General features: G+C 58.5%; 10 protein-coding genes and 3 pseudogenes. All 13 read left to right on the top strand.

Going from position 1 to position 11,980, the window contains the following annotated elements:
- A complete protein-coding gene (locus C2R22_RS21215) occupies positions 1-825 on the top strand; it encodes a helix-turn-helix transcriptional regulator (protein ID WP_103427797.1) in 825 nt (274 codons plus the stop codon).
- Between the two features lie 201 nt (positions 826-1,026).
- On the top strand, positions 1,027-1,851 hold the full coding sequence (locus C2R22_RS21210; RefSeq protein WP_103427954.1) for a class I SAM-dependent methyltransferase: 825 nt from the start codon (positions 1,027-1,029) through the stop codon (positions 1,849-1,851).
- A 221-nt stretch (positions 1,852-2,072) separates the two neighbouring features.
- Positions 2,073-2,273: pseudogene (locus C2R22_RS21200) on the top strand (IS200/IS605 family transposon protein TnpB); the annotation flags it as partial.
- Positions 2,274-2,604: 331 nt separating this feature from the next.
- Positions 2,605-5,046: an amino acid permease gene (locus C2R22_RS21195; RefSeq protein WP_103427796.1), complete on the top strand. Its 2,442-nt coding sequence runs from the start codon at positions 2,605-2,607 to the stop codon at positions 5,044-5,046.
- A 232-nt stretch (positions 5,047-5,278) separates the two neighbouring features.
- Positions 5,279-5,458: pseudogene (locus C2R22_RS21190) on the top strand (NAD-binding protein); the annotation flags it as partial.
- A 234-nt stretch (positions 5,459-5,692) separates the two neighbouring features.
- Positions 5,693-5,827, top strand: a pseudogene (locus C2R22_RS27705) (DUF7389 domain-containing protein); the annotation flags it as partial.
- Positions 5,828-6,739: 912 nt separating this feature from the next.
- Positions 6,740-8,248, top strand: a complete 1,509-nt coding sequence (locus C2R22_RS21180; RefSeq protein WP_245903068.1) for an AAA family ATPase — start codon at positions 6,740-6,742, stop codon at positions 8,246-8,248.
- Between the two features lie 628 nt (positions 8,249-8,876).
- The gene (locus C2R22_RS21175; protein ID WP_394342399.1) at positions 8,877-9,173 is read left to right on the top strand and encodes a hypothetical protein; all 297 of its coding nucleotides are present in this window, start codon (positions 8,877-8,879) and stop codon (positions 9,171-9,173) included.
- Between the two features lie 147 nt (positions 9,174-9,320).
- Positions 9,321-9,854 carry a DUF7342 family protein gene (locus C2R22_RS21170; protein WP_103427793.1) on the top strand — a complete coding sequence of 178 codons (534 nt, stop codon included), beginning with the start codon at positions 9,321-9,323 and terminating at the stop codon, positions 9,852-9,854.
- A gap of 8 nt (positions 9,855-9,862) precedes the next feature.
- The gene (locus tag C2R22_RS21165) at positions 9,863-10,297 is read left to right on the top strand and encodes a hypothetical protein (RefSeq protein WP_103427792.1); all 435 of its coding nucleotides are present in this window, start codon (positions 9,863-9,865) and stop codon (positions 10,295-10,297) included.
- A 6-nt stretch (positions 10,298-10,303) separates the two neighbouring features.
- A complete protein-coding gene (locus C2R22_RS26570) occupies positions 10,304-10,627 on the top strand; it encodes a hypothetical protein (protein ID WP_103427791.1) in 324 nt (107 codons plus the stop codon).
- Positions 10,628-10,725: 98 nt separating this feature from the next.
- On the top strand, positions 10,726-11,091 hold the full coding sequence (locus C2R22_RS21155; protein ID WP_103427790.1) for a hypothetical protein: 366 nt from the start codon (positions 10,726-10,728) through the stop codon (positions 11,089-11,091).
- The gene (locus C2R22_RS21150; protein ID WP_103427789.1) at positions 11,088-11,657 is read left to right on the top strand and encodes a hypothetical protein; all 570 of its coding nucleotides are present in this window, start codon (positions 11,088-11,090) and stop codon (positions 11,655-11,657) included. Before C2R22_RS21155 ends, C2R22_RS21150 begins: the two co-directional genes overlap by 4 nt.
- Positions 11,658-11,980: the final 323 nt, after the last annotated feature.

Here is an 11,980-nt window from a genome sequence, read left to right as displayed (position 1 = left end):
ATGGGTGCAGCCATCGAAGAGATCGACTTTCTCGCCCGATCGAACCACCGCGTTGGTGTACTGGAGGAACTGACCGCTGGTGTCCGTGAACGGCGGGAGCTTCGTGCTGCGACGGGAGCCTCGACACCGACTATGAGTCGGATTCTCTCTGACTTCGAAGACCGCCGATGGGTCGTCCGGGACGGGCCCACCTACGAACTGACACCACTGGGCGAGTTCGTGGCCGAACGGTTTCTCGATTTCCGAGAAGCGATGGAAATCGAGCGCAAACTGCGCGACGTCTGGCAATGGCTCCCCCGAGAGATGGAGGGGTTCTCCGTTGACCTCTTCGCCGATGCGGTGGTCTCCTACCCCGGACCGGGCTACCCGTACGAACCGATCGAGCGCCTGACCCACCTGATCGAGGGAACCACTCGAATGCGGGGGTTCGACAGTATTGTGTTCAAATCGATCAACAACGAGACGGTCTGCCAGGCCGTTCTCGACGGGATGGAACTCGAATACGTCTACTCGCCGACCGCGCTCGAGCAGACGTTCGCTTGGAACCCCGAACGTGTCATGGAGGCCGCCTCCTGTGAACACTGCCGCGTGTACGTCCACGACGCGCTCCCCGACAGATCCCGGTGCGGGCTGGGCATCGTCGACGACCGCGCCGGCATTTGCTGTCACGATCCGGAAACTGGGGCCCTGACCGCGGTTATCGATACGGACGACCCGGCGGCCCGAGAGTGGGCCATTTCGACCTTCGAACGCGTCCGCGACGAGGCGAGACCGGTCGAGCCCCAGGCGTCCGAGACACTCGTCTCATCGGACCCTCACTCGTAGCTATCGTCTTGGCTGATGGTGGCCGTGCGCTCGTCTACCAGTAATTTCCGGGGATCAGGGATCGAATCGGGTACTCGCGGCCATCCACCGGGCCAAGCCTCACTCCCGTTCTATCTGGATAACTGATATCTTCTTCACGAGGAGAAATATTTCACTAGGAATTTACATACAACCAGCGGGCGTACCGGGATGCGAAGTATCATGGCCGAACGAGCGGAGACCCGGGACGCATGGACCGAAATCGCACCGGCGTTTGACGAGTTCGTCACGCCATCGAACATACCCATCGCGGAGGAGGCCCTCCAGCTAGTAGGGCTCCGCCGGGACATGCGGGTGCTGGATGTCGCGGCCGGGAGTGGTGCGTTGAGCATTCCCGCGGCTCGTGCAGGCGCAGAAGTGGTGGCTACGGACATTTCTCCTGCCATGGTCGAGCGGCTCGAAGCACGGGCGCGTGAAGAAGAACTCCCTAACCTGGAGGCCCATGTCATGGATGGGCAGGACCTTGACCTCGAGGATGACACCTTCGACGTCGCCGGCTCACAGTTCGGCGTCATGCTGTTTCCCGACCTTTCACAGGGGCTGAGCGAACTGGCGCGTGTTACCAAGCCCGGTGGTCGCGTGTTACTCGTCACGATGGGGCCGCCATCCGAGATCGAGTTCCTCGGGTTCTTCCTCGAGGCAGTCAAATCCGTCGTCCCCGGTTTCGTCGGCCTCCCGATGGATCCGCCGCCGTTACCGTTCCAGGTATCGGATCCCGAGACACTGCGCGAGAAACTTGTTGATTCAGGATTGACAGATATCCGCATAGAGACCACGAACCATCGGTTGCAGTTCGAATCCGGTGCGCAGATGTGGGACTGGGTGACCGCCAGCAATCCGATTGGGGCGGAGATGGTCGCCGATCTAACGACGGAACAGACAGCCGCGGTCCAGAAGTCGCTGGATGCCAAGCTGCGTGAGCGGGCTGGAGGAAGCGGCCCTGCTGTGTTGAACAACCCGGTGAACATCGCCATTGGGACGAAGTGATAACTTGTCTGTTGAAACCAATAATATTGACCGGGCTCGGCTGCTGGCCGAGCTCCCCGCCACGGAGAGACACCTCCAGCTCGCTGGCGTTTTGACCGCGGTGCCTGAAGGTGGTGATGGCCCACCGATCATCATGTTGCACGGTCCTGGCGAATCTGCGTTGTGGTGGATTCGGGTGCTCCCGAACCTGGTGACGACCCATCATGTGATCGTCCCCGATCTGCCCGTGTAGATTCGAGGGGCACGCCGATCTCACGACGTCAGAGACGTTCCTTCGGGAACACAGCGATTGCGAACTCAGACCGATGGCACGGCTCGTGCGATTCGAGTGGGACGACCGCGATTGGTTGGGGAAACCACACTCTCACGACAGTCCCAAAGAAATGCGTACGAACCCACAAGTTGCCTCCGTTGGCTGGTAGCCGAACCCCCAACGGAGGAATCCTCGCGCTTTTGCGTGGAGAGGATGTCAATAACGCCTAGGCCAGATAGCAGGAAGATGCCGGCGGCAATCATTGTACCGACACCCAACGATAGCGCCCCAATGAGCCCGATATCTCTATCAAGCTCATTTCCAACAGACTCGCCAGTCGCACTCATATATTTGAATTGTAGGTGGCCTCATCGGTTTCGTCAGAGAGAAGACCTCAATTCCCGTGACCAGAAGAGACAAACGATACAACGGACGAGTCTACAGGGCAGGAGAGTTTGCAACGAAGTTACTTTTTAACATTGAATTCCGAGCCCCCAAGGATGGTAGAGCACACGCGAACTCTTGGCTTCAAAGTCGCCTTCGCAATCGGATTGGGGACGATGATCGCAGCAGGCATTTTTTCGCTTTCAGGGATTGCAGTCTTTCAGATCGGCTCAACTGCCGTCCTTGCGTTCGTTCTCGCTGCTATTGTCGCCGGTATCACTGCCGCTAGCTACTCCGAATTCGCCTCGATCTACTCCGAAAACGGCGGCGGATACCTATTCGCGTCTCGTACTTTTGAAGACCGGGATCTGCTGACCTACGGCATCGGTATGTCGCTATTCCTGGGGTACACCGGGACGACAGCGTTCTACTTGGCGACGATGGACGAGTGGTTCTTCCGGTTTCTGATCCCCGAGAGCTTTCACTTTCTTCCCCACGGAACCTTCGGCGTCCTCACTGCTATCCTCCTTGGCACCCTAAACGCGCGAGGGACCGAAGAGTCGGGGACCTTCCAAGTGGTCGTCACCGCTGCAAAGGTGGCTGTCCTACTCTTGTTCATCGGGGGAATGTTCGCCAGCGTGGGAGTCGGTCCGGCACTCGGTGAGTTTGCGGGGAGTTTCGAGGTCGAACCAATCAGCACTATTTCTGTCGCTGCACTCGCATTTATCACGTTTTTCGGGTTTTCGGCGATTGCAGCCTCCGCCGGCGAAATTATCGAACCCCGGAAAACCGTTCCACGGGCAATCGCGGCTTCGATACTGACCGTGACAGTGCTCTATGCGTTCGTAATTGTGGCGATGGTGAATATTACGAACGTCGCTGACCGGCTCGCACGTTCGCCGGATCAAATCCTCCAGCTCGGCGAAACCGCGATGGGGGCGGTGGCACAAGCGTTCATTCCGGTCTCTATCGCGGGCGTCCCTGTCGGAACCTACCTCATTGTCGCCGGGGCGATCTTCTCGATGGTTTCGGCCTCGAATGCATCAATCCTCGCCGCTTCGGGAATCGGCTCGCTGATGGGGCGACAAGGGCAGGCACCTCGCCGGTTATCGTACATCCATCCCACGTACGGCACGCCCTTCTGGAGCACTGCAGCGGCGACGGGTGTCATCGTCGCGCTCGTCCTTGCGTTCATCACGCTCTTGGGTGAACACGGCGCTCTCGCGCCGATTCAGGTCGGTATCGAGACGAGTGTGGTTGGGGTCTCCATCGCGATTGAAGAGTTCTCTCTTGGACTGAATGCATTGACCGGATTTGCGACACTCAACCTGCTGTTGCCGCTCGCGGTCGTCAATGGGGCGCTCGTCTATTCACGTCGACGGTACCCCGATATCGAGCGCGGGTTTCGGGTGCCCGGTGTACCTGTCGTTCCGGCACTCGGCATTATCGCTAACGTCGCACTAATCTACAACCTTCCACCTATCGGGGTGGCTGTGGGCCTCCTGTTGACGGCGTCGCTTGTCGCCGTATACCTCATCTGGGGCGGAGCGCCGGACGTCGAAGAACTCTTCGAGCGAGTGGTCCCCGCCCGGTCTCCGATCGAAACCAACGGTGACACTGCTCCGGCCAGTTCGGAAACCGGAGTGACAGAAGAAGATGAGAGCGATCGGTTCCGTATCCTCGTCCCCGTCGGTCGACTCGACCGCGCGGTGACGCACGTCAAGCTTGCGGCGACACTCGGTCAGTTCTACGGGAACCAACCCGTCATTCAGGTCGTCAACGTCACCCACGTTCCGGAGCAGACACCGAGTGAGATGGTGGTCGACGACGCGAACGGGCGCGTCGAACAGATCACAGATGCTCTAGCTGATGAGGAAATCGGCGTCGACTACTCTATCGAGGGGCACATCTGTCGGGACATTGCGTTCGATATCCTACAGACAGCCCGCGACGACGAGGCGGATCTGATATTGATGGGGTATCCGGAGGAACATCCCCAGATTGCCCAGGAGGTCGAGGTTGAGGCTCCGTGTGACGTGCTCTACGCGAATGGTTTCGAGGATCCGACGGACCTCTCGACTGTGAACGTCGGGGCTGGGGGCGGCCCTCATCACGAAGCGGCTCTCTCGCTCGTGAATGCGATGGGCAAAGCGGGGTCCGAACTTCACATCATCAGCGTCACACCGACAGGCGAAGGGGGCACGGCAGAGGATACCGAGGAAACTCTCTCTGAACTCGCAGATACAGCGTCGATAGAGGTGCATAATATCAGTGCTGGCTCGGTCGCCGAAGGACTGGTTTCAACCGCCGCCGAGAACGGTGGAGTACTGGTGATCGGTGCGACCCGGACACGGAATCTGAAGCGGTGGGTCTTTGGCAGCACGCCCGACCGTGTGATTGAATTGGCTGAAGACGCGGGCATACCCGTGATTGTCTATGCAAACGAGACGAGCCTCCCACAGCGAATAGAGGACCGGTTCTTCCCCCTCTATCGGTATTACAAACAGCTAACGACACAGCGACAGCCGACCGGAGATGATCGGGTCGCTAACCAGTAGCTGTCTCGTAATTCAGTGAAGGAGCGTCCGTCTTTATTTAAAAGCGAAACTACGGGATAGCGACAGGATATAGCTGGACCACCAATATGTCAGTAACCGAGCCTTCGGAAGAGTGAATGGCTCGAGTAGGAGTGGCTAGTAGTTCGGACGGAGACGGATTTGTTGTCCCCTGCTAGTACCTAGATATGAACGGCTCTCGTGGAACGATTGCTGCGAGAAGGGTGAGCGTTTTGTGAATGTGGTGATTGTCGGCGTCGGCGAGGTCGGCTCAACGATCGCCGAGTTACTGTCCAAGAGCCACGATGTCACCGTCATCGATGTCGATCCTCAACGAGTTGACACACTCACGTACGACCTCGACGTGCTTGCAATCCGCGGAGACGGAACGGATGTTGAGACGCTCCGGGATGCGAAGTTTCTCCCGTGTGTCAGAGCACAAAGCATCTGCGGAGTGAAATCCGATTGTCTCCACCCATCTTAACCAACATGACTCGCAAAGAGCAGAAGATGTTGGTTAATAGTACATCTCCGTCGTCATTCTACAAACATATGACAGTTTTTCGCCCCCTGAAGGGTGCAGGGGTGCTCGAACGAGGACCTTCGACCAGACCCATGAATAGAACTATCAACTCACAGTCGCCCGAACAGAGACGCCAAAGAAGTGACCGCGAGGTCGTCTACATCGGCTAAGGCGAAAACGCTCGAAGACGCCTGGGAGGACATGGAGACGCTTCGGGAGTACGTTCACGACGTCGCCGAAGACGCCCGCCAGATCCAACCGGGGAAGACGACGAGAGCAGAAGTCGATCCCGGAACGAACAACCCCCTCCCCCTTTTTCGAGTTGTAAACCAACGACAGAAGGTGGCGGTTGAGAAGTGGACGGGGAGTCTATTCGGTTAGAACCGCGAGAAGACGTTTCAGACGGGTGGTTCTTGAGTAATTGGCTCCTTCCGGATCACGAGTGGTTCGTTTGTCGATCTAGTCTAGCGTTTGCTAGACTAGATCTAAACAGGTCCGATCCTACGGGTAGGGTACGCATATATCATAAATAAGTTTTTCTCCTAGTCATTCTACTCGTGAATATCGCGGACATGGAGTTTCTCCCTGCCGACGCCGGTACTTACGGACTCTCTCACCAACCTCACCGCCGAGTACCCCCTCCCCCGTCTCGCGGACTTACAACTCGAAAAAGGGGGGCGGGGGTTGGTCCGCCCCGAGGTGAACGGGTTCGTGAGATCCACACGACTTCTCGGAGCCGTCCACGCGCGTTCACGCCAGCAGACGTCTGACTCATGCCGGTCGAGTTTCATCGTCCCGGCTTCGAGAGTCGCCCTACAACAGACGGACGACTGGTACGCAACGTGTCCAACGTACCACGCTTCTTGCATCTACTCTCGTCCTCGGCTTGCTCCGTTACATCTCGAAAACGGGGGGTGAGGGGAACGACTTCGTGATATGTGATATCACGTTCTTACAACTCGAAAACGGGGGGTGTGGATGTGTCGTACTGGTATGTATTCCGGCGGGTACCGATGGTTGTTACAACTCGAAAACGGGGAGTGATAGATTCCGATGACGGTTTGTGAGACGATTTAGAGATTTGCGCCTGTAGGTCGTATACTGACTGAATCAACCGAGTTACTACTCCAAAAGGGTCCAGGTTTTTATACTCGGAGTCCGAGGGAGTTTATTATGGAGCGAGACGGGCGCCCTGAGAGTTCGAAGTCTACTGGGAACAGCCGGTCCCAAGAAGACTTTTCGGAGGGCTCAACCGAACCGGCAGACTCGACATCTGGGTCAGAGCCGGAGGACCCCTCGACGTCACAAACGACGTTCGGAGCGAACCAGGAGTCCGATACCGAGGTGGATAGTTCTGCCAACGGCACCGAGGACGGTGGGATCTCGATTCGAGAACGACTACAGACTGAGTCATCCGGTGGCGTCTTCGCGAACAAGGACCTCGTCCGTTCGGATACGATCATCGACGAGGACCGAATCGTCGGACGTGACGAACAATTAGGCCGGGTCGTCGACAATCTCAAGCCCGTTCTTCACGAGGAAGGGATTCCAGACATGCTGTTGAGCGGACCGTCAGGAACGGGCAAATCGCTCATCATCCACGCGGTGTGTAAGCAGATCGTCGAACTCTGTGAGTCACAGGGCAAGACGTTCGGCGTCCTCTCCATCAACTGCGAGGGACCGAAGACGGCCGACCGTGCGGTCTACCGACTGGTCAAGTGCGCCGCTGACGACCTGGGGGTCGATCCGGGGGTTCCGCAGACGGGCGTTTCGACCGATCAGAAGCTTGAGCGACTTTACGAACTCATGCGAGAGTATTACGACGGTGTGATCTTCATTCTCGACGAGATCGACATGCTCGAAGGTCCATACCAGGAGGCCGAATACAACTCGCTGATCTATCAGCTCTCTCGAGCTCGCGGTCTGGCAGACTTCGACGGCCCAATTTCGCTCACGGCGATTACCAATTACGCCGACTTCATGAAGGATCTCAACAGTCGAGCACAGAGTTCGTACAACCCCGACGACATCTTTTTCGACGACTACGACGCGACGCAGCTCCGCAGTATCCTCATGCACCGTCGAGACGCGTTCAAACCAGGCTCGCTCGCGGATGACGTGATTCCGCTCGTTGCCGCGTTCGGCTCGCAGACGCACGGTGATGCCCGGAAGGCGATCGATCTTCTCAGATGGGCTGGTGAACTCGCCGAACGTCGCGGTTCGGATACAGTCACCGAGCCTGCCGTCCGTGAAGCGCAGGAAAAGTACACCGAAAACCGGAAACTTCGTCATATCAGTGGTATCTCGACGCAGAAGAAACTCTCAATCTACGCGGTCGCTGCCACTGCATACTACACGAAAGGAAACCCTGAGTGGATTCCTGCCGGACCCGCTTTTAAAACGTATCAGTTCATCGCTGATGCGATGGATGCCGATCGATACAGCCGTGAGACGTTCGTTAACCACGTCACTGAGCAGAGTACCTACGGTGTCCTTGACTTTGAACGTCGAGGAAAGGGTCGTGGACGGGGTGTCCACATGTACTTCTCGCTCTCGGAGTCTCCGGAGACGATCATGAGCACGATTCGGGAAGACTCTCGATTCACCGACCTGGCGAAGGAGGACGCGCCCATCCGTGCTGTCGTCAGAGAGCACATGAAGCGGTTCCACAACGACAACTGAGATCAAGTCCTCTCGCGACACACGCCGAACCTGCCTGGCCTTACTACTCGAAAACGGGGGGTGTCCTCGGTCAACTGATTCGCTACGTATCAGGAAATACAGCTCCGCTGAGGGGGCATAGATTACAAGTCGAAAACGGGGGGTCTCTTTGCATCACGAAGCCGTTACAAGTCGAAAAGGGGGAGTGAATACACTGGACCAGTTCTATTACAAGTCGAAAACGGGGGGAGACAGCATTCTCTCTGGACTGAACTCGCTCGTTGCATCGGGTACACGGAGACATAACGGACCACCTGAAATCCACGGCTGGACCGTGGAGATGCCATAATCGAGAGACTGGTCGTCTGGCAGCGGTCCATCACTGGTACTGCGCGTTCGAAGGAACACCCCCCTTTTTCGAGTTGTAAGCCGCACGTCTGACAATTATATATTTTCTATCAAGTTTCTCGATGAGATTCGCGATTCATTGGTTACGCAGTATCTCAATCGACTATAGAAATCACTGAATCATTGATTCACTGATCCATGACTTGCTTCCTCGGTTCGCTGACCCTCCTCGTCTCCTCTCGATACTCACCAAACGTCACCTCGAAGACGCCGCTTGACTGGAAATACTGGAACTCGGTGGTTGTGTGCGCTCGTCGAACTCACCCACGAAGACGTCGGAGCCGAGTTCGTTTCGACGAGCGTTGTGGGAGTGAAGCGGACACAGTACATCGTCACCGACGACGTCGGCCAACGGTTCCAGAAGCGGTATTTCGACGAGCGGCTCGGTCGGCACGAAACGACAGTCAGTCGTGAAACGGTTCGTGACGAGCTGGTCAGCCGACTCACACACCAGTCGTCACTGGGCGGTGAGGTAGGTCAGAATGACGTTGACGGCGCTCAAGACAGATTCTGCGTAAAACCAGCTCGAGAGCTCTGATTTCAGGAGCGATGTTTTAACCAACATTAGACACGCGGATTACCCGATGTTGGTTAAAGCACTGACAACCTGTGGATCTCAGCCCGACCGAGTCAGGAAATTATTCCCTGAAGTAAGAACTATATCCTTCACCCTGTAATCCCGAGTATGTCCGAGACAGACGCCACCGATGAGCCGCCTTCCTTCGAGGATGCGTTCAGCAGCGATGACGTCGAACAACGCATCTACGGCACCATCCTGCAAACCCGCGAGCCGACAACGGCGAGCGCAGTCGCCGACAGCGCCGACTGTGACCCCAAGACCGCCCGGAAGTATCTTGGCTGGTTCGACGATTTGGGAATCGTCACCAGACACGATGGCCATCCGGCCACCTACGAACGGAATGACGCGTATTTTGAGTGGCGACGCATCAACCAGCTCGCAGCCGACCATTCCGTCGAGGGCCTGCAGGATCGCGTTCGTGAGCTGACGACGCGCATCACCGAGTACGAGACGACGTACGACGCCGCGTCACCGGCCGCCGTCGACGCCGTCGCCGTTGCGGAGGACAGCGACAAGCGGACCATCGACGACGTGTACAGCGACCTCGGCGACTGGGCGACCGCCCGCGAGGAGCGGGACCGGTACGAACGCGCGCGCCAGCAACGCACGGGTGGCGAGCGCGAGCAGGCGTCCGGGTAGCCCGCTCGATGGTGCCACCGACAGGCGATGGCGGGAGCCCTGCCCCCATCGATCGTCCAATCCTCGAGTTCCTCCAGACGCGACTTCAAGCGACGAGGCAGGTCTCCCGAGCGACCGTCACGGACGCCGGCGGCCATCTAGCACTCCACGTCGTCTTTGCCCCGTCGTACTACCCGGCAGCCGTCGACGAGGCGCAGTTGACGATCCGTTGGTACACGAACGACGACTTCAAAATCCACTATCGAGAGCAGCACGCGACCCACGACTGGGAGTGCCGGTGGGACCGGCACCCGAATCCGCACAATACACGGGACCATTTCCATCCCCCGTCCACCGCCCCGACGCCCGGCGAGGACGCATCGTGGTCGGACGACCATCGTGACGTCGTGACTCTCGTCCTCGACGAGATCGAAGACCGGGTCACGGCCCTCTGGAGCGACTAAGGTCACATCTCGTGTGGAGTGTTCGACGTTCGTGAACGTACCGAGAATCCAGAGCACGCGTCAGTAGACGACGTGGTGGAACTTGTGTTCGAGCGCGCCCAGCATCCCCGGGAAGATCACCAAGATGGGAATCTCGACGAGCTCATGGCGACTGTCGTCGACAGGTATGGGACTGGCCCTGTCCGCACCGTCATTCATCGAGTCCTTGTCGATGGCACTCCGTTCCGGACCGCCACCCATACCCTCGAAATGTCCAACACCGACGGCGTTCGTATCGGGACGACCGCTGGCCAGTTCCTCGACGAACTGAACACACAGGGCGACGGCTGAGACGGGCGTGAGGGTGTCCTGTTTCAGGCACCCTGATGTGCAAGCTCTGTGCATACGCCGAAACCGTTATGAGACTATGTGCATAACTTGCACATAGAATGAGCGCACGCGACGAGCCGCGGCGGGTTCACTTCCAGTCCCCGGAGTATCTCGTCGACCGGCTGGACGCGATCGCGGATCTCTTCGACAAGGATCGGACGGATCTGCTTGTCGAGGCGATTCGCGAGTACATCGAAGACACTGCCGACAGCGAGACGTTTCAGGAACTCGTCGCGACGAAGTACTACGACGGCCAGCTCGAGTTCGAGACGGTCAAGCAGTTGGTCGGCGCCGAGACGGCCCAGCGCCTCCGTCTTCTCAAAGCGGACCTCGAGGACGAACCACTCGATCTCGCTCCCCCCGACGACGTCGACGTCTACGATGACGACGCGACAGCGGTCGAGACCGGTGACGACGATCGATGAGCGGCCAGCGACTGCGAACGGTCGTCGTCGACACCAGCGCGCTCGTCAGTCTCGCCGTGCCCCGTGCAGATGCAACGGTCGGGCCCGACGTTCCGGACCCGTTCAAGTACCTGCTCACCTCGTGTGACGTGTTCGTGCCGTCGGAAGTCGTTACAGAGCTCCGCGACATCACGCAGTATCAGGATATCCACGCCGCAGCTGCGAACAATGTCCTCGCAGCCCGTAACCACTACACAGTCGAGAATCCCTACGAGCGCGAAGAGACGCCGGACTCCCGGCCGACGTTCGGCCTCGACGACGGCGAAACCGACGGGATCGTCCTCGCGAACGCGCTCGCCGTCGGCGGATTTCTCACCGACGAGTTCGGTGGGACGAACTTCCCGCTGATTCACGCCGTGCTACAGGGCCCACGAATCGTCCCGACCCCGCGGCTCATCGTGGACTACGCTCGGAACGGGTATCTGAGTCACGAGGCGGCTCGAACGCTGATTACGACCATCAGCCCACATCGGAGCTGGGAGAACAGTCCCTACGTCGCGCAATTGCTCCAGCGCCTCGAAGAGTAACCGGCCTCCGAGCGACCGCCATCCACGATCTGCTACGCCGAGTATCCAGTGCCGACGACTCCTGAAAGCCCTCGGCCGTTCACGGGCGGCGACACCGCCCGTTAGCTCGGGAGACGACGTCTCCCGGTGACGAGACGGCCTCGCCCTTTCTAAGTCCACTAGGAGGTCAGCTGCTTCGCCGAGCGACGTAGCCGTTTGACCAGTGATTCGTTACGGCACGCCCCGCTCGCCGCTGCCGCCCTCCGCTTGCTCACGGTTCCCTCCAGTCACCGTTCGCTACCGAGGCGCTCTCTGCGGTCGCGCCTCGCTTCGCTCGCGACCGA

This window comes from Salinigranum rubrum, from assembly GCF_002906575.1.
Lineage (GTDB): Archaea > Halobacteriota > Halobacteria > Halobacteriales > Haloferacaceae > Salinigranum > Salinigranum rubrum.
Note: the sequence above shows the minus strand (reverse complement) of the source record. Positions and strands in the feature narration are given on the sequence as shown.